The 18,196-nt window shown below is 66.5% G+C and carries 18 protein-coding genes; 11 read left to right on the top strand and 7 right to left on the bottom strand.

Features of this window, described 5'->3' with window-relative positions:
* The first annotated feature begins 16 nt into the window (after positions 1-16).
* The 7 genes from CIW53_RS10500 to CIW53_RS17790 all read left to right on the top strand — a co-directional run bounded on the left by CIW53_RS10500 (position 17) and on the right by CIW53_RS17790 (position 6,278).
* Entirely contained in the window at positions 17-847 is an 831-nt protein-coding gene (locus CIW53_RS10500; protein ID WP_149364666.1) for a hypothetical protein, read from the top strand.
* Positions 848-959: 112 nt separating this feature from the next.
* On the top strand, positions 960-1,622 hold the full coding sequence (locus CIW53_RS10495) for a dienelactone hydrolase family protein (protein ID WP_149364665.1): 663 nt from the start codon (positions 960-962) through the stop codon (positions 1,620-1,622).
* A gap of 37 nt (positions 1,623-1,659) precedes the next feature.
* Positions 1,660-2,712, top strand: coding sequence for a histidine kinase (locus CIW53_RS10490; protein WP_149364664.1), 1,053 nt, complete (start codon positions 1,660-1,662; stop codon positions 2,710-2,712).
* Positions 2,712-3,416 (top strand): LytTR family DNA-binding domain-containing protein, encoded by a 705-nt coding sequence (locus CIW53_RS10485; protein WP_149364663.1) that lies wholly within the window; start codon positions 2,712-2,714, stop codon positions 3,414-3,416. Before CIW53_RS10490 ends, CIW53_RS10485 begins: the two co-directional genes overlap by 1 nt.
* A 90-nt stretch (positions 3,417-3,506) precedes the next feature.
* A complete protein-coding gene (locus CIW53_RS10480) occupies positions 3,507-3,719 on the top strand; it encodes a DUF2945 domain-containing protein (RefSeq protein WP_149364662.1) in 213 nt (70 codons plus the stop codon).
* Positions 3,720-3,722: 3 nt separating this feature from the next.
* Positions 3,723-4,268, top strand: coding sequence for a DUF488 domain-containing protein (locus CIW53_RS10475; protein WP_149364661.1), 546 nt, complete (start codon positions 3,723-3,725; stop codon positions 4,266-4,268).
* Positions 4,269-4,466: 198 nt separating this feature from the next.
* A complete protein-coding gene (locus CIW53_RS17790) occupies positions 4,467-6,278 on the top strand; it encodes a hypothetical protein (protein WP_149364660.1) in 1,812 nt (603 codons plus the stop codon).
* Between the two features lie 498 nt (positions 6,279-6,776).
* Here the strand turns inward: CIW53_RS17790 and gnd are convergent, their stop codons facing one another.
* The 3 genes from gnd to CIW53_RS10455 all read right to left on the bottom strand — a co-directional run bounded on the left by gnd (position 6,777) and on the right by CIW53_RS10455 (position 10,493).
* Positions 6,777-7,682 carry a phosphogluconate dehydrogenase (NAD(+)-dependent, decarboxylating) gene (gnd, locus tag CIW53_RS10465; protein WP_149364659.1) on the bottom strand — a complete coding sequence of 302 codons (906 nt, stop codon included), beginning with the start codon at positions 7,680-7,682 and terminating at the stop codon, positions 6,777-6,779.
* A gap of 297 nt (positions 7,683-7,979) precedes the next feature.
* Positions 7,980-9,359, bottom strand: coding sequence for a nitrogen regulation protein NR(I) (ntrC, locus tag CIW53_RS10460; RefSeq protein ID WP_149364658.1), 1,380 nt, complete (start codon positions 9,357-9,359; stop codon positions 7,980-7,982).
* Positions 9,360-9,485: 126 nt separating this feature from the next.
* Positions 9,486-10,493 carry an ATP-binding protein gene (locus CIW53_RS10455; RefSeq protein WP_149364657.1) on the bottom strand — a complete coding sequence of 336 codons (1,008 nt, stop codon included), beginning with the start codon at positions 10,491-10,493 and terminating at the stop codon, positions 9,486-9,488.
* Positions 10,494-10,719: 226 nt separating this feature from the next.
* Between CIW53_RS10455 and CIW53_RS10450 the strand changes: the two genes are divergently transcribed.
* Positions 10,720-11,103, top strand: coding sequence for a TraR/DksA family transcriptional regulator (locus tag CIW53_RS10450; protein WP_149364656.1), 384 nt, complete (start codon positions 10,720-10,722; stop codon positions 11,101-11,103).
* A 59-nt stretch (positions 11,104-11,162) separates the two neighbouring features.
* On the opposite strand, the gene ygiD is transcribed toward CIW53_RS10450, so the two are convergent.
* Positions 11,163-11,960 carry a 4,5-DOPA dioxygenase extradiol gene (ygiD, locus tag CIW53_RS10445; protein WP_242451851.1) on the bottom strand — a complete coding sequence of 266 codons (798 nt, stop codon included), beginning with the start codon at positions 11,958-11,960 and terminating at the stop codon, positions 11,163-11,165.
* A gap of 284 nt (positions 11,961-12,244) precedes the next feature.
* On the opposite strand from ygiD, the gene CIW53_RS10440 reads away from it, so the two are divergent.
* A complete protein-coding gene (locus tag CIW53_RS10440) occupies positions 12,245-12,634 on the top strand; it encodes a hypothetical protein (protein ID WP_149364655.1) in 390 nt (129 codons plus the stop codon).
* A gap of 201 nt (positions 12,635-12,835) precedes the next feature.
* Here CIW53_RS10440 and glnA read toward each other — a convergent pair whose 3' ends face one another.
* Positions 12,836-14,248, bottom strand: a complete 1,413-nt coding sequence (gene glnA, locus CIW53_RS10435; RefSeq protein ID WP_149364654.1) for a type I glutamate--ammonia ligase — start codon at positions 14,246-14,248, stop codon at positions 12,836-12,838.
* Positions 14,249-14,630: 382 nt separating this feature from the next.
* The gene (locus CIW53_RS10430) at positions 14,631-14,873 is read right to left on the bottom strand and encodes a hypothetical protein (protein ID WP_149364653.1); all 243 of its coding nucleotides are present in this window, start codon (positions 14,871-14,873) and stop codon (positions 14,631-14,633) included.
* 149 nt (positions 14,874-15,022) lie between these two features.
* Here CIW53_RS10430 and CIW53_RS10425 point away from each other — a divergent pair, with 149 nt between their 5' ends.
* Complete coding sequence (locus CIW53_RS10425) at positions 15,023-15,820, top strand: undecaprenyl-diphosphate phosphatase (RefSeq protein ID WP_149364652.1); 798 nt, start codon at positions 15,023-15,025, stop codon at positions 15,818-15,820.
* A gap of 23 nt (positions 15,821-15,843) precedes the next feature.
* Here CIW53_RS10425 and CIW53_RS10420 read toward each other — a convergent pair whose 3' ends face one another.
* The gene (locus tag CIW53_RS10420) at positions 15,844-16,806 is read right to left on the bottom strand and encodes a LysR family transcriptional regulator (RefSeq protein WP_149364651.1); all 963 of its coding nucleotides are present in this window, start codon (positions 16,804-16,806) and stop codon (positions 15,844-15,846) included.
* 144 nt (positions 16,807-16,950) lie between these two features.
* On the opposite strand from CIW53_RS10420, the gene CIW53_RS10415 reads away from it, so the two are divergent.
* Positions 16,951-18,195, top strand: a complete 1,245-nt coding sequence (locus tag CIW53_RS10415; protein WP_149364650.1) for an efflux RND transporter periplasmic adaptor subunit — start codon at positions 16,951-16,953, stop codon at positions 18,193-18,195.
* Position 18,196 lies beyond the last annotated feature (1 nt).

Genomic DNA, 18,196 nt, shown 5'->3' with positions numbered 1-18,196 from the left:
TGTCGGGGGATGCTTGATGAAAGTAGTCATTGGACTCATCGCCATGACGACCTGGCTGCTGGTGAGCGGGAATGTGCATTCGGCTACCAACGCCAAGTCTTTCGCCCACCTCTACACCGTAGCCATTGATGTCGATGCCAAAGGCGACGTGGTGCGAACCGAGCCCACTGCCGACACCCCGGCATCCGTTGTCTCCGTGCTGGAGCAGGCGCTGAAGCAATGGCACTTCGCCCCGATCATGAAGGACGGCCAGAAAACATCCGTGCACAGCTATCTGGTCGCCGACGTACAGGCGTTGCCGGCTGGAACGGGCAAATTCATCATCCAGGTCAGCTATGTCGGAGTTGGTCCCGAGTATCAAAAGCCGAATACCGGAAAGGGCCCGGATTATCCGCTGCAGATATTGCAGGCGCTGGTCGATGGCGGCCGCAGACATGACACCCGCGTCGTTGTCGATCTTGCGCTGCCCGCTGACGGCAAACTGGCGGCCACGGATGCCCACGTCTTGACCGACGCCCAATTGACCATGCGCGAGAAGCTGACTCTGATTGCTGCAATAAAGCATTACTTCCTGCAAGGCTCAGTCCTGCCGGAACTGGTCGATGGACAAGCCGTCGCCGCAAGCGTGCAGCAATCGGTGACTATCTCGCTTTTCCCGGAAGGCCCGGCCATCGAAATGCCCGTTTTCTCCTCCGGCAATGGAGTCCACGGTGCCGACTTTCGGCCGAATCCCCAACAGGCAGCGGCCGCCCAAGCCATGGGTCCCAGTGCTGCTTATCAGGATGCATTGCAAAGCCATAGCGTGCTCAAGCCGAGCATGGTGGATACAGTGACTTTTCAGCCCTGATTGGGACAGAGAAACGACGTCGCGCCCGACCACCCACACAGCTTCAGTCACTCTGATCATGCCCGGAGTAACGGCTGTTACGATGCGAGACCCACCTCACCGCGAAGAGTCCATGACCCTGCCCAGCATCGAACGGGAAACCGCGGCGAAACCGCGCTTCAGCATCATCTGGCTGCACGGTCTCGGCGCCGACGGCAACGACTTCGCGCCGATCGTGCCGGAACTGGTCGACCCGGCGTGGCCGGCGCTGCGTTTCGTGTTTCCGCACGCACCGGTGCGCCCGGTGACGATCAACAACGGCATGTCGATGCGCGCGTGGTACGACATCGCCGCGTTCGACCTCAACGCGCGCCAGGATGAAGCTGGCATGCGCGCCTCGATCGACGAGGTGGAAGTCCTGATCGCGCGCGAGCACCAGCGCGGGGTGCCGAGCGAGCGGATCGTGTTGGCCGGCTTCTCGCAAGGCGGCGCGATGGCGCTGGCCGCCGGCCTCCGCCATGCGGACAAGCTGGCCGGGATCATCGCGCTGTCGGCCTATCTGCCGCTGCATGCCGCGCTCGCCGCCGAGCGCAGTGAAGCAAACGCCGCCACGCCGATCTTCTGGGGCCACGGCACCGCCGACCCGGTGGTGGCATTGCAGCGCGGCGTCGCTTCACGCGACATGCTGCAGGCGCTCGGCTACGCGGTCGAGTGGCATACCTATCCGATGGCGCACGCGGTCTGCGCCGAAGAGATCGCCGACCTGCGCCTGTGGCTGGGCCAGCGCCTGGGATAGCCACGCGTCATGCCCGCGCTACGGCATACTTGCCCGCATGCGCGAAACCACGCCCCACAGCGGCCCGCTGCGCCGCGCCGAACAAAGCCCGCTGCCGGACTTCTGCCGGCTGCCGGCGTTGTTCGCCCTGTTCGTGGTCGGCGCGCTGACGGTGACGGTGATGTGGCTGGCCGGCGATGCCCGGCGCGACTGGTCCGCCTACAGCGTCAGCATGCTGTTCGTGACCTGGCTGGCGCTGGTGGTGGCGGTGATGTTGTGCAAGTTGCGTCCGCTGCTGCAGCGGCTGCCGGGGCGCAGTCCGTATGTCGGGGTGTGGCTGCTGATCGTGCTGGTCGTGCTGCTGGCCAGCACGCTGGCGCGCTGGCTCGACGGCGCGCTGCAGATGGGCCTGATCGATGGCAGCATGCACGCGTTCGTGCGCGACAACGTGGTGATCGCAGCGTTGCTTGGCGCGGCAATGCTGCGCTACTTCTACGTGCTGGCGCAGTGGCAGGCACGCCTGGCCGCGGTCACGCGGGCGCAGGTCGAGGCGCTGCAGGCGCGCATCCGCCCGCACTTTCTGTTCAACAGCATGAATACCGTGGCGGCGCTGATCCGGGTCGATCCGGCGGCCGCCGAACGCACGGTCGAGGATCTGTCCGAACTGTTTCGCGCCGCGCTCGGCCCGCACGACATCGGCGACGGCACGCTGGCCGAGGAGCTGGCGCTGGTCGAGCGCTACCTCGCCATCGAGCAATTGCGCCTGGGCGCGCGCCTGCGCGTGCGGCGCGAGCTGGACGACCTGCCGGCCGACTTTCCGCTGCCGCGCCTGTTGCTGCAGCCGCTGGTGGAGAACGCCGTGCGGCATGGCATCCAGCCGCTGCGCGAGGGCGGTGAAGTGATCGTGCGCGGACAGCGCGAAGGCAACGGCATCCGCATCGAGATCCTCAATCCGCTACCGGACACCCCGGCCAAGCCCGGCAACGGGCACGGACTGGACAGCGTGCGGCAACGCATCGCCTACCGCTACGGACCACTGGCGAAAGTGCACGCCGGTGCGCAGGACGATCGCTTCGTGGTGCTGCTGCAATTGCCGGGCACGGCTTCGTGATGCGCGTGCTGATCGTCGACGACGAGCCGCTGGCGCGGGCGCGACTGGCCGCGTTGCTGGGCGATTGCGCCGGGGTGGAAATCGCCGGCAGCGTCGGCGATGGCGAGGCGGCGCTCGCCGCGCTGGGCGAATCGCAGGTGGACGCCCTGCTGCTGGACATCAACATGCCCGGCATCGACGGCGTCACGCTGGCGCGCCGACTGGCCGGCCACGCGCGATTGCAGGTGATCTTCTGCACCGCCTACGAAGCGCACGCGCTGAAGGCGTTCGAACTGGGCGCCGTCGATTACCTGCTCAAGCCGGTGCGGCTGGAGCGGTTGCGCGATGCCCTGCAGCGCGCGCAACGCCGGCTTGCCGACGCACCGCGCGAACCGATGGCCTACCTGCACGGCAGGATGCGCGGCGAGGAGATCCGCATCGCACTCGACGAGGTGATCTGCCTGCTCGCCGACGAGAAATACGTCGTCGTGCATCATCGCCACGGCGAACTGCTGATCGAGGAATCGCTGCGCCAGCTGGAGGATGCCTACCCCGAGCAGCTGATCCGCCTGCATCGCAATTGCCTGGTGCCACCGCTGCGCCTGCTGGGCGTGAAAACGCTCGCCGACGGCCGCGTGCTGGCGCGGCTCGACGGCACCGAACTCAGCCCCGAGATCAGCCGGCGCAACCTGCCGGCGGTACGCAAGCTGCTGCGGCTGGGTTGAGTTCGCCCGGTCTGCCATCGCCGGCTGCACCTTGCGTAGACGCGCGATGCGTTGCAATGGCGTTGTTTCGGCAATCTCGCGAGGACCACCATGAGCCATCCATTCAAGGTCGGCGACCACGTGCGCTGGAATTCGGAAGCCGGCCACGTCAGCGGGAAGATCATCAAGGTGCACACGCGCGACACCGACTACAAGGGTCACACGCACCGCTGCAGCGAGGATGATCCGCAATACGAGATCAAGAGCGACAAGACCGACCACATCGCCATGCACAAGGGCGCGGCGCTGCACAAGATCGACTGAACGATGCCCGTCGACCCCGCCACGACCTGGACGATCGGCCACTCCACCCGCACGCTGGAGGTGTTCCTCGGCCTGCTGGTCGAGTACCGCATCGAAGCGATCGCCGACGTGCGCCGCTTCCCCGGCTCGCGCCGATACCCGCACTTCGCCAGCGAAGCCCTGGCCGGATCGCTGCCCGCCCACGGCATCGCCTACCAATGGATCCCGAAGCTGGGCGGGCGACGCAAGGTGCAACCGGAATCACCGAACACCGCGTGGCGCAACGCCTCCTTCCAGGGCTACGCGGACTACACCGCCACCACGGAATTCGCCGAAGGGCTCGCCGAACTGCTGAAGCTGGCCGCAAGCAAGCGCACCGCGATGATGTGCGCCGAGGTGCTGTGGTGGCGCTGCCATCGTTCGATCGTTTCCGACGTGGTGAAGCTGCGCGGGATCGAGGTGATCCACATCATCGACGCCACGCACACGACGGTGCATCCGTATACGTCGCCGGCGCGGATCGTGGATGGGAGGTTGAGTTATGCGGGGGCGCAGGGGGAGTTGCTGTAGCGCTACGGATGGAGCCTCGGCGTCGCACATCGACCCGTCGCTGATGGTGACGAACGGCTGCTTTCGGCTAGGCGGGGGCTGCCTATGACGGGCGGCTCCAGCCGATCTCGCGCATGCCAGCCTCGTCCGCCGACCGGCCCGGCCGTGCTGCCGCGGGCCGGCGCTATACTCGCCGAGGCTGGGGAGCGGGGGCATGCGGTGGAAGAATTCTTCGCACGACTGAAAGAACACAAGCTGGTGCAATGGCTGCTGGGCTATGCGGCGGTGGCAGTAGCCTTGATACCCGTGCTGGATATCGTTGCGGCGCAGTTTGGCTGGCCGGAGAGTTTGCGTCGCGGTATTACGCTGGTGCTGATCATGGGTTTCTTCGTGGTGCTGGTGCTGGCCTGGTATCACGGTGAGCGCGGGGCCCAGAAAATGCCCCGCTCGGAGAAGTTGATTCTGGTGGGGTTGATTGTCGTGAGTGGTGTGCTGTTGTGGCGCTTGGCGCCGCCCGCGCAGCGAGCCATGGCGGTGGACAGCAGCGCGGTAAACACCGTTGATGCCAAGGCCCATGCCGCCGAACCCCCGGCGAAAAATTCGATCGCCGTGATGCCGTTTGCCGACCTCAGCGCAGCGCAGGACCAGGCACTGTTCTCCGCAGGCATGGCCGAGGAAATCCTCAACGCGCTTACCCGGGTCAAGAGCCTGCGCGTGCTCGGTCGTAGTTCGTCATTCCAGTTCCAGGGCAAGGACATCCCACCGCAAACGGTTGGCCAGCAACTCGGCGTGGCCCATGTGTTGACTGGCTCGGTGCGCAAGCAGGGCAATGAACTGCGCATCACGGTGGAGTTGGTGCGCACCAGTGACGGCGTGCAGCAGTGGTCGAACCAGTACGACGGCAACCTGGCCGATGTGTTCAGGCTGCAGGACGCCTGCGCACGAGACGTGGCCAGCGAGCTGGATATCACCCTCAGCGATGCCGGTGCCCGACGTCTGGTCGACAAGGTGACCGACAATTCGCAGGCCTATGCGAAGTTCATCGAGGCGCAGGAACTGGTGACGAGACGGGTGGGTGACAGCCTGCCGCGAGCGATCGCCCTGCTGGATGAAGCGACCGGGCTGGACCCGCGTTTCGCACGTGCCTGGTCGACGCTGGCCGTGGCCTACGCCGTGCTTCCCCAATACCGCAACGCCGACTGGCAGACGAGCTGGCTGGCGTCTGATCAAGCAGCACAGCACGCGCTCGCGCTCAATCCGAATGATGCGGATGCTTACGCCGCCCTGAGCTACAACCAGTTCTCGCAGCGGCACTACAGCTCCATGGTGGAACCGATGCAGCGCGCGCTGGAACTGGCTCCAGAGAACTCCGCAGTGAGTTACTGGGCATCGAACGAGCTGGCCGCAATGGGTCGTACCCGCGATGCCGAAACACGGCTCGATGCCGCGCTGGCCAACGACCCCGCCAACCCCCTGTTGTTGTTTTACAAGAGCATGCTTCGCTGGCGCGAAGGCGACCAGGCGGGCGCACTCGATTTCATCCACCGTAGCGGGACGGCCGACTCTCCATTCGGCGAACTGATGCTCGGGTATTACGATGCGGCTCACGGTGACAAAGAGGGAGCCAAGCGGAACTTCGCAAGTTCCGCCGCCCGCATGGGCTCGAAAATCCCTGAGCAGGAATTGCAGCTGATCTATCTCGGCACGTTTGGCACCGTCAGCCAAAGACAAATCGCGCTGAAGATCGTCGGTGCGCACACGGACGATGAGTGGGCACCCACCTTGCTGTTGCAACTGGGCGCAGCGGGGCGCTCGTTCGACCTGTACGAGCACGGCCGCAGCGGCTTGTCCGATGCCTACCTCAACTGGTTGTGGCAGCCGGAGCCGTGGTCGCGCAAGGCGCGTCAGGATGTCGCCTTCCAGGGCTTCGCCCAGCGGCTGGGCATGGTCGACTACTGGAAGCGCAACGGCTGGCCGGACCTGTGCAAGCCGGCCCCAGGCGCAGGCGAGAACGCATTCACGTGCCGATAATACCGATCCCGCCTCCTTGCCGAACTCAAGCGAAGCCATCTGTGCTCGGGGCCCCCTTCATCACGCGGGCCGGCCAGCACGACCCGCACTTCGCAACCTTGCGCACGCGGGCCGGTTTGCCACTCCCGGGCCGACGGTTCCCGCGGCAGCCGGTTCGAGCCAGCAGTGAGCGACGCGGACTCGGCCAAACGAGTGCCTCGAACGCCGTGGCACATCACGAGCAGCGCTGCGCAAGCGAGATTCCCATGCCGGAATCGGCGCCGTTACACGCACGGCGAACGTCAGCTCCGGGGCGACTTGATTGAAGCGTCGACTGACGGGTTGTGGCCGATAGCAGACCGTCGTGGCAGCGTGGGTCGCACTCCCGATTGAGCGCTTGGCATCCCGGCTCTCCTGCTTTCGCAACCGCGCTGCGGATGTGGGGCGATGTCTGCCTTCGCAGCGCGAAGGATGTGGGAGTGCGATGCCTGCCTTCGCACGCATCGCGGCGCGACCACACTACTCCTTCTTGATCGCATGCCCGCCGAACTCGTTGCGCATCGAGGACAGCAGCTTGTCGGCGAACGAGTCGTCGTCGCGCGAGCGGTAGCGTTCCATCAGCGACAGGGTGATCACCGGGGCGGACACACTGAGTTCGAGCGCGGCGTCGACCGTCCAGCGGCCTTCGCCGGAATCGACCACATAGGGCGCGATGCCGTCCATGTTGGGGTTCTTGCCGAGCGCGTCGGTGGTGAGGTCGAGCAGCCATGAGCGCACCACGCTGCCGTAGCGCCAGATCTCGCCCACCTGATGCAGGTCGAGGTTGAAATCCTGCTTGTGCTTGAGGATGTTGAAGCCCTCGGCATAGGCCTGCATCATTCCGTACTCGATGCCGTTGTGGACCATCTTGGTGTAGTGGCCCGAGCCGACCGGACCGACGTGGCCCCAGCCTTGGTCCTTCGCCGGCGCCAGCGTCTTGAAGATCGGATTCAGCGCGTCGACGGTTTTCTTGTCGCCGCCGATCATCATGCTGTATCCCTCCTTCAATCCCCAGACGCCGCCGCTGGTGCCGCAGTCGACATAGCCCAGGTCGTGTTCGGCGTACAGCGCGGCACGGCGCAGGGTGTCCTTGTAGTTGGAGTTGCCGCCGTCGACCACGGTGTCGCCCTTGGCCAGCAGCGGCAGCAAGGTGTTGACGGTATCGTCGGTGATCTTGCCGGAGGGCACCATCAACCACACCACGCGCGGCGTCGGCAGTGCCTTGACCAGGGCTTCGAGCGAGGTCGCTGCGGCGACGCCATCGGCTTCGGCGGCCTTGCGTGCATCCGCGCTGGGATCGAAGCCGGTGACCTTGTGGCCGCCTTTGACCAGCCGCTCCGCCATGTTGGCGCCCATGCGCCCGAGACCCACCATACCAAGTTCCATTGCGTTACTCCGTAGCGAAAAAACGAAAGCGTTGGCGCGGCACGCCAGCGGCGCGACACGTCGGACAGTGATTGCGACCGCGGCCGGCGACCTGCGTTCAACCGGATCCGATCGATGGACAGCGACAGTCGGCTCGTTGCAGCTTGCCACGGTCGCCGCGTTTCGCCATGCGCAGGATCACGTTGATGGCAGATCGATGGATCACACGCGGCTCGAACCGGCGCGGAAAATCCACATGATGATCGCGATGACGTCACGTGGGGATGAATGCATGCGGCTGTCGCTCCGGCGCCCGCTTCAGCGACGCCGCGTCCGCGATGCGCCAAGTTTGCGGGTCAGCGTGTTGCGCCCTACGCCGAGCGCGTTGGCCGCGTGCTGTCGATGCCCTGCGCTGGCCTGCAGTGCCGCCTGCAGCAAGGTCTGGTCGAGCGCCTCGCGTGCGCGCGCGTGGATGTCCGACTCGCCCTGGGCCAGCGCCGCGACGGCCCACTCGCGCAGCGCGTCGGTCCACTCGCCGCTGGCCGGCGCGATCGCGCTGGCACCGAGGTCGGCCGGCAGGATTTCCGCACCGGGCGCGATTACCGCCAGCCGCCGGCACAGGTTTTCCAGTTCGCGCACGTTGCCGGGAAAGTCGCGCTGCGCGATCAGTTTCAGTGCGGCGCGGGAAAAGCGTTTCGGTGGCAGCTTCAGGTCGTGCGCGGTCGACGCTAGAAAGTTTTGCGCCAGCAGCGGGATGTCGTCGCGACGCGCACGCAACGGGGGCAGCTCGATGCGCACCACGTCGAGCCGATGCATCAGGTCGGCGCGGAACTGCCCGGCCGTCACGCGCGCAGCCAGATCCTGATGCGTGGCAGCAACGATGCGCACGTTGCCGCGGATCAGCTCGCGCCCACCGACGCGATAGAACTCGCCGCCGGCCAGTACGCGCAGCAGGCGCGTCTGCAAGCCCAGCGGCATGTCGCCGATCTCGTCGAGGAACAGCGTGCCGCCATCGGCCTGCTCGAAGCGGCCGGCTACCCGGCGGGTGGCCCCGGTGAACGCGCCGGCTTCGTGGCCGAACAGCTCGCTCTCCAGCAGTTCGCTGGGGATCGCCGCGGTGTTCAGTGCCACGAAGGGTTTGTCGCGGCGCGCACTTTCCTCGTGCAGCGCCCGCGCCACCAGTTCCTTGCCGGTACCGGTTTCGCCGGTGACCAGCACGTTCAGATCGCTGGCCGCGACGCGGCCGATCAGTCGGAACACCTCGCGCATCGGTGCGCTCTCGCCGAGCAGCGCATGATTCGGCGCGATCGGCTGACTGCTTGCCGGCGTTGGCGTCGCCACGCTGGCCAGAGCGCGCTGCACTGCCGCCACCGCCTGGTCGAGATCGAACGGCTTGGCCAGATAATCCACCGCGCCGGCACGATACGCCGCCGCGGTGGTGGCAACGTCGGTATAGGCGCTCATCACGATCACCGGACCGATGGCGCGCGCCTGCAGCTCGCCGAGCAGGGCCAGGCCATCCTCGCCGGGCATGCGCACGTCGGTGAGCAGCAAGGCCGGGCGTGCTTCGTGCAACGCCTTGCGCGCGCCGGCCACGTCGCCGAATTCACGCACCACGAGGCCGGCATCGCGCAAGGCTTCGGCCAGCACGAAGCGCACGCCGCGGTCGTCGTCGACGATCCAGATGTCTCCAGTCATGCGTCACCTCCGCGAAACCTTCTTTGATGTGGGAGCGGCTTCAGGCGCGATGTTTCCCGACGAGGCTGGGCGGAGGTATCGCGACAGAAGTCGCTCCCGCAGTTTCTTGCGCAGTCGGCGGATCGGTCAGTCATGTGCACGCTCCAGCGGCAGGTACAGCGAAAACACCGTCGCGCCCGGTCGGCTCGTGCAGCGCAATTCGCCGCCGTGCTCGTGCACGATCTCGCGCGACAGCGCCAGGCCCAGGCCGGTGCCGTCGGCGCGGCCGGACACCAGCGGCTGGAACAGCGTGTCGCGCAGGGCGGCCGGCACGCCGGCGCCGTCGTCGATCACGTCCACCCGCAATGCCATGCGCACGCGTTCGCCCAGGCGCAAGCCATGCTCGACCCGCGTGCGCAAGGTCAGCGTGCGCGCACCAGCTTCCAGTGCATTGCGCGCGAGATTGAGCAATACCTGCTGCAGCCGATCCGCATCGCCGATCAGGTCCGGCACGCTGGGGTCGTAGTCGTGGCGCAGTTGCGGCGGCGCCGGTTCGGCCTGCAGAAGGTCGGCGAGCCGCTCCAGCAATTGATGGATGTTCACCGGCCCGATCTGCGCGGCGCCGCCGTGATGCAGCAGCCGGTTCGCCAACGTGCCGAGTCGATCCGCCTCGTCGATGATCAGGCCTGCCAGCGATCGCAGGTCGTCGTTGTCGACCCGCCGTTGCAACAGCTGCGCGGCGCCACGCAGGCCGGCCAGTGGATTCTTCACCTCGTGCGCGAAGCCACGCAGGGTGGCCGACAGCGGCGAGCTGTTCGCCAACGGTTCGGCCAGTGCGTGCACTTCCAGCAGCAGGCCGCCGTCGAATGGCTGCAGCGCGATGTCCGCGATGACTTCGCGGCCACTGGCGGCCACCAGCGCCACTGCGCGCCATTGTGCCGGGCGCTGTTCCGCCAGCACCTTCGCGGCCTGCGCCATGCCCTGTTCGGCATCGTCCAGCAACAACCCCAGCGGCTGCCCCAGCACGCCGCGAAAACCCAGTTCGAGGTATTCGATCAGGGCGGGATTCAGCCAGCGCAGGCGCAACCGTGCGTCGACCAGGGCCAGCCCGGTCGCCATCTGCTCCGCCCACGTCCGCCATGCCCGTGCATTCATTGCACCATGATGGGCAATGCGTCGACTTGGTGCAAATGATGGCTCACCGAGCAAGGGCTACATGCGCGCATGCCTGACTGACCCCCTGTCGATCGATCGCTCGAATGGCGGCTGCGATCACCCCGGTTTTCCCGCTCTGCCCGCGAACGAGCTTTTACGGCGCATTCACTGGCGCAATTTCATCGTCGGCAGATATGGCGAACGGGCGCCGCGACCGGAAGCATCCATGTCCTCGCAGCAGCATGCCGGCCTGAGCCGGGAATTCATCGAGCGCCAGCGCCAGCAGCTGATCGCGCTGCGCAACCAGTTGATGCGCGGCGAGGAAGACAGCCTGGAACACGAACGGGCGTTCCGGCTGGAACACGGCGACGAGGCCGCGGAGGAAGAAGAGGATGCGCAGGACATGGCGCAGCGGGAAATCGACCAGGCGCTGCACGACGTGAACAAGCGCCGCGTCGCGAACATCGAACGCGCGCTGCAGAAGATCGAGGAAGGCAGTTATGGTCTGTCCGACCTCAGCGGCGAGCCGATCCCGCTGAGCCGTCTGGAGACCACGCCGGAGGCGATCCTCACCGTGCAGGAGGAAGGTCAGCGCGAAACCCGTCGCTGACGCGCCATCGTCCACAGCCGGACCATTCGCCGGCTGAACCGCGGCATGCGCGGACACGCTCAGCCGAACTGCACGCTCAGCATCGAGATCGAACCGCCGTCCATGCCTTCGACCGGGAACGTCACCGGCTCGCCCTCGTCGCTGGCGCCGAGCACGTACAGCAGTGGCAGGTAATGGTCGGGCGTCGGTATCGACAGTTCGGCGTCGCGGCCCAGCGTCTCGTAGTTCACCAGGGCCTGGTGATCGCCCTGCGACATCAGCTCGCGCGCGTTCGCCTCGAAGCGCAGCGCCCAGTCGAACGGCTCGGCCGGGTGCCGGCCCCAGGCGTAGGCGTGCAGGTTGTGCACCACGTCGCCGCTGCCGATCAGCAGGATGCCCTCGTCGCGCAGCGGCCGCAGCAGGCGGCCCAGGCCGTAGTGGAACGCAGGCGGCTGCGACTCGTCGATGGACAGCTGCACCACCGGCACGTCGGCGTCGGGATAGACGTGGCGCAGCACCGACCAGGTGCCGTGGTCCAGCCCCCACGAGCGATCCTCGCCCACGTCCAGCGGCTGCAGCAGTTCGCGCACGCGACGCACCAGCTCGAGGTCACCCGGCGCCGGGTATTGCACCTCGAACAACTCGCGCGGAAAGCCGCCGAAATCGTGGATCGTGCGTGGCGATGGCATGGCGGTCACCGCGGTGCCGGGCAGGTACCAATGCGCCGATACCGACAACACCGCGCGCGGGCGCGGCAGGCGCCGGCCGATCGCGGCCCAGCCGCGGCTCCAGTCGTTGTCGTGCAGCGCGTTCATCGGGTTGCCATGGCCGAAGAAGATCGTCGGCATGCGGATCGCAGGAGTACTTTGCTCAGGCATCGGAAGAACTCCGCAGGGGTGGACGGTTCATGCCCGCGCATGGCGGACATTCACGGTGTCAGTCTGACCCGATAGCCAGCGTCGCGCCATGATCGCCGGGGATGGCGAGCGTCGTCGCCAATGAGGTCGATGATCAGATCCGGGAGAACACGATGAACATAGCCCTGATCGGCGTCGGCGCCGTCGGGGCGAGCTTGCTTCCCGCAAGCACCAGGCGCCGGCCATGACGGGCGGCAGCAAAACCCGGGAGGTTCGTCCAGGCGCTCGACGACGCCGGCGTTCCCTTGATCACAGACACGGATGCGCCCTCGCTGCCGGGACTGGTGCCGGGCTTTTCGCTGCATCAGGACCTGCATGCACTGGAACAGGCTGGCTTGAGCCGCTTCGAGGTCTTGTCGGCGGCCACCCGCGTGCCGGGGCAGTTGATCGCGACAGCCAAACCAGGTGCGCAGCATTTCGGCACCGTCGCGGTGGGCAGCCGCGCCGACCTGGTGCTCTCGGCGGTCAATCCGCTGGACGACCTCCGGACCCTGGAACATCCGCTCGGGGTCATGGCAGCGGGCCACTGGCATGATGCTGATGACCTGGCGACCCTGCTCAAGGGCATCGCGACGAAATACCACGCGGCCCAATGGCCGCCGCAGACAGACGGCAACTCCGCCGCGCTGCGCTGACCGGAGCGCGCGCCCGCGCCACGAGGTCGGACGGTTTTGCTCGACACGCCAACGCGCCGGCGTGGTTGCCGTGTCGACGATCCGTCGCGTTCTCGCGCGCCGACTCCACGCGCCGACTGCGGCAGTGCATGGGCGGGTACGGACCGCGCAAACACAACGGGCGCCGAGGCGCCCGTTGTTCTCACCGCATGAACCATCCGCTCAGAGCGAGTAGTACATCTGGAATTCCAGCGGATGCGTGCTGGCGCGGTACTTGGTGACTTCCTTCATCTTCACCTCGATGTAGGCGTCGATGAAGTCGTCGGTGAACACGCCGCCGGCCTTGAGGAAGTCGCGGTCCTTGTCCAGCGCTTCCAGCGCGGCGTCGAGGCTGGAGCAGACCTGGGGGATGTTCTTTTCTTCTTCCGGCGGCAGGTCGTACAAATCCTTGTCGGCCGGTGCGCCCGGGTCGATCTTGTTCAAGATGCCGTCCAGACCGGCCATCATCAGCGCAGTGAACACCAGGTAGCCGGAGTTCATCGGGTCGGGGAAGCGCACCTCGATGCGGCGGCCCTTCGGGCTGGCCACGTACGGGATGCGGCAGCTCGCCGAACGATTGCGTGCGGAGTAGGCCAGCATCACCGGCGCCTCGAAGCCCGGCACCAGGCGCTTGTAGCTGTTGGTGGTGGAGTTGGCGAACGCGTTGATCGCGCGGGCGTGCTTGAAGATGCCGCCGATGTACCACAGCGCGGTCTGGCTCAGGCCGCCGTACAGGTCGCCGGCGAACAGGTTCTCGCCGTTCTTGCTGAGCGACTGGTGCACGTGCATGCCGCTGCCGTTGTCGCCGACCAGCGGCTTGGGCATGAAGGTGACGGTCTTGCCGTTCTGGTGCGCCACGTTCTTGATGACGTACTTCATCGTCATCAGTTCGTCGGCCTTCTTCACCAGCGTGTTGAAGCGCACGCCGATCTCGCACTGGCCGGCATTCGCCACTTCATGGTGATGCACCTCGACCTTCTGGCCGAGCGATTCGAGCACCTTGCACATGTCCGCGCGCAGGTCGCCGAGCGAATCGACCGGGCTGACCGGGAAGTAGCCGCCCTTCACGCCGGGCCGGTGGCCGGTGTTGTTGCCGTCGTACTTGTAGCGCGACGACCACGCCGCTTCCTCGGAGCCGATCTCGTAGAACACGCGGCCCGGGTCGTTCTGCCAGCGCACCGAATCGAAAATGAAGAACTCCGGCTCGGGGCCGAAGAATGCGGTGTCGGCGATGCCGGTGGATTTCAGGAACGCCTCGCCGCGCTTGGCGATCGAGCGCGGGTCGCGGCCGTAAGCCTGCATGGTGCTCGGCTCCAGCACGTCGCAATGCAGGATCAACTGCACGTGCGCACTGAATGGATCGAGGTGGGCGGTGTCCGGATCGGGCAGCAGGATCATGTCCGACTCGTTGATGCCCTTCCAGCCGGTGATCGAGGAGCCGTCGAACATCTTGCCGTCCTCGAACGTCGACTCGTCGATCGCGTGGGCCGGGAAGGTGACGTGGTGATGCACGCCGAGCATGTCGGCGAAACGGAAGTCGACGAACTCGACCTCGTGTTCCTGGATCAGGTCGAGCACGGTGTTGGCGGCGGACATGGAGCAACCTCGTTGGGATGGGTGATCTGGGTGATCTGAGCAAGGCCCGTGCCAGCGGGGCGAACCCGCGCCGCGGCAACGACTGAGGGGCTTCCGGGGCAGCTCGGCAAGCAAATTGGCTTCATGATAGTGCAATCTGCAAACGTGATTGCACCATCGTGAGTCATAGCATTTCCGGTTTGATCGCCGGCACGCCCATCGTAGGTACTTTCGCCAACGCGAGGTAATGCCCCGCCCTTCGTGCGCCGGCCTCGTGCGGCAGGCGCAGGCCGAACACCACCTTGACCTTCAGTCAGCCCGCCCCACGCCACGATGATGCCCCGCCCGCCAGCCACACGCCAAGCCGGTGACCACCGGGCGCTCCCCGGCACCGGCGCGCCGATCACGCAGTCGGCAACGCACCGCCGATGCCGTGCACGCCGAAGCCAGGCAACCGCTTTGCCGGAATCCGGAACGGCCACGCACCGCGAGCAATGCTGTTGTGCCGATGGCCGTCCAGACGTCCATGCGCCATGACATGGCCAAGCGGCTGCAGCCTCCCCATGGCCCCGGCAGACCATGCGCCACTGGCGAAAGCCGTAGCCGCCGCACCATCGGCGACGACACGACCGCTCGGCGTCGGCACCAGCCACAGCCTTCTGCGGCTGCGTCTGCACTGTTCCGGCGAGCCCGCCCGGCCCGCGGCCGTCCGGCGCGACGGCAAACCCCGTAAGCTATGGCGTCATGCCGGCGACGTGTGCGCCAGCGCTGTCCCACCTTGCAACGGACCCGCCCGTGACCGACCTGCTCCACGTCATCCTGCTTGGCATCATCGAGGGCATCACCGAATTCCTGCCGATCTCCTCGACAGGTCATTTGCTGATCGCCGAGAAATTCGGCCTGGGCGCCCGCTCGGACCTGTTCAACATCGGCATCCAGGCCGGCGCGATCCTCGCGGTCACGCTGATCTACTGGAAACGCATCTGGCAACTGCTGACGCAGTGGCGCGATCCGGCCAACCGCGACTACCTGCTGAAGCTGATGGTGGCGTTCGCGATCACCGCCGTGCTCGGCTTTGTCGCAGTGAAGCTGGGCTTCAAGTTGCCCGAGACGGTGACGCCGGTAGCCTGGGCGCTGGTGATCGGCGGCTTGTGGATGATCGCCGCCGAGCGGCTGGCCGCGCGCCAGCCCGATCGCAGCGAGGTGACCTGGCGCGTGGCGATCCTGGTCGGCATCGCGCAGATGCTCGCCGGCATTTTCCCCGGCACTTCGCGCTCGGCCGCGACGATCTTCGCGGCGATGCTGTTCGGCACCAGCAACCGCGCGGCGGCCACCGAATTCGCGTTTCTCGTCGGCATACCCACGATGTACGCGGCCACCGGCTACGAGCTGCTGAAGGTGGTGAAGGACGGCGGCGCCGCGCACGAGGATTGGACCGCCCTGCTGGTCGGCTTCGTGGTCTCGGCGGTCATGGCGTTCGTCGCGGTGAAGTGGCTGCTCGGCTACATCCGCAGCCACACCTTCACCCCGTTCGCGATCTACCGCATCGCCTTCGGCGTGGCACTGTTGCTGCTGGTGCCGGCCGGGGGCTGAAACCTGCCGCGGCCGGCGCCTGTCTACGCCACTTCGGCCAGCAGTTCCTTGCGCACCGGTTTCGGCATGGCTTTCGGGGTGGCGACCGTGCACTGATTGGTGCGGTCGAACAGCTCGCGCACCCATTCCATGAAGGCCTGCACGCGGGCGGACAGGTGTTTCTTCTGCGGGTAGACGAGCCACACCGGCTTGCCGGTGGAATTGGTGTCGGTCATCACCATCTGCAGCATGCCCTTGTCGAGCATGCATGCGGCCATCATGCGCGGCATCTGGGTGATGCCCAGGCCGGCCGCCACCGCCTGCAACACCGATTCGCCGTCGTTGATCAGCATGTGCGCGTCGATGTCCACGCTCACCTGCCCGCCTGGCGTGTCGAACTGCCACTGGCGCGGACGGCCGTTCGGATAGACGTAGTTGATGCAGCGGTGATCCTTCAGGTCCTCGATACTGCGCGGCGCGCCGTGCTTGCGCAGGTACTCCGGCGAGGCGCACACCACGTTGCTCAGGTAGCCGATCTTGCGCGCGATCAGGCTGGAATCCTCCAGTTGGCCGACACGGATCGCGCAATCCAGACCTTCGCCGTTGAGGTCCGCCGGCGTGTCGCTCATCGACAACTCCAGCCGGATGTCCGGGTAACGCTGCTCGAACTCGGACAGGCGGGGGATCACCGCAGCGCGGCCCACCGATAGCGAGATGCCCACGCGCAACTTGCCGGTCGGCTTGCTGTTGGCAAAGTTCAGCGCCTCGGTCGCCTCGGCCAGGTCGGCGAGGATCTCCTTGCAACGCGCGTGGAAAGAGGCCCCATCGTCGGTCAGACGCAGGGACCGGGTGGAGCGGAACAGCAGCCGGGCGCCGAGCTGGGCTTCCAGCCGGGAAACGGCCCGGCTGACACCGGACGGGGTCATGCCGAGCTGGTTGGCGGCGGCAGCGAAACTCTTGGCCTCGACCACGCGGACGAAGGTCGAAATGGCGGAAAAGTCTTCCATTGTTTCAATTCCTCGTCGATTCGTGACTGCGGCGCACGAGTGTAATGCGCAAGAAACGGATTTTCTATACCCGTAAGTACACCTATTCTCTCGACCCTCGCCGGGGAATCCCCTGCCCGGCAAACAAGGTGTTGGGAGCGAAAGATGAAAAAACAATGGATGCTGGTCCCCCTGATCGCCGTCGCCGTACTGGGCAGCTGGGTTCTCCTGCACGGCGACGACAGCCATGCGCAAAGCCCCGCCGGTGGGCCGCCGCCGGAAGTGACCGTGGCGCAGGCGTTGAGCCGCAAGGTCAGCGACAGTGCCGAGTTCACCGGCCGGCTGCAGGCGGTCAACACGGTCCAGGTGCAGCCGCGGGTCGGCGGCTTCGTGGAGTCGGTGCATTTCCAGGAGGGCGCGCTGGTGCACAAGGGCGACGTGCTGTTCCAGCTCGACGCCCGCCCCTACCAGGCCGAGGTCGACCGGCTGGTCGCCAACCAGGCACAGGCCAAGGCCGAACTGAGCCTGGCCGAGACCAACCAGCGCCGCGCCGAGATGCTGCTGGCCCAGCACGCGATCGCGCAGCAGGAAGCCGACCGCCAGGCCACCACCGCGCAAAGCGCGCGGGCGCAGCTCGGTGCCGCCACCGCCGCACTGGCCGCGGCGCGGCTGAACCTGGACTTCACCCAGGTGCGCTCGCCGATCGACGGTCGCGTCAGCAATGCCCGCGTCACCCCCGGCAACCTGGTCACCAGCAACGACGTGCTGACCAGCGTGGTCTCGGTCAACCCGGTCTACGTCTACTTCGACGTGGACGAGCAGACCTGGCTCAAGCTCGACCATCTGCGCGCCAGCGCGAAGCAGGCCGGCCGCAACGCGCGGATCGAGGCCGCGATGGGCCTGGCCGACGAGACGGGCTACCCGCATGAGGGCCGCCTCGACTTCGTCGACAACCAGTTGCACACCGGCTCCGGCACGATGCGCCTGCGCGCGGTGTTCGACAACGCCGACGGGCTGTACACGCCCGGCCTGTACGCCCGCGTGCAGCTGCAGAGCGGCCAGGCGCGCCCGCGCGTACTGGTGGACGACCGCGCGATCGGCACCGACCTCGGCAACCAGTTCGTCTACGTGGTCGACAAGGACAACAAGGTGCAATACCGCAAGGTCGACACCGGCGCGCTGGTGCATGGCCTGCGCGTGGTCGACAGCGGCCTGACCGCCAACGACCTGGTGGTGGTGAACGGCCTGCAGCGCGTGCGCCCCGGGGTCGAGGTGAATCCGCAGAAAGTGGCGATGAGCTACCGGCTGGACAGCACGGACAAGGCGCTGGTCGAGCGGGGCGATGCACCGAACGCCGATTCGCGCACCGCGCAGGCCAACACGGCGACCGCAAAGACCCCGCAAGGCTGAA

This window comes from Rhodanobacter sp. T12-5, assembly GCF_008329435.1.
Classification (GTDB): Bacteria; Pseudomonadota; Gammaproteobacteria; order Xanthomonadales; family Rhodanobacteraceae; genus Rhodanobacter.
Note: the sequence above shows the minus strand (reverse complement) of the source record. Positions and strands in the feature narration are given on the sequence as shown.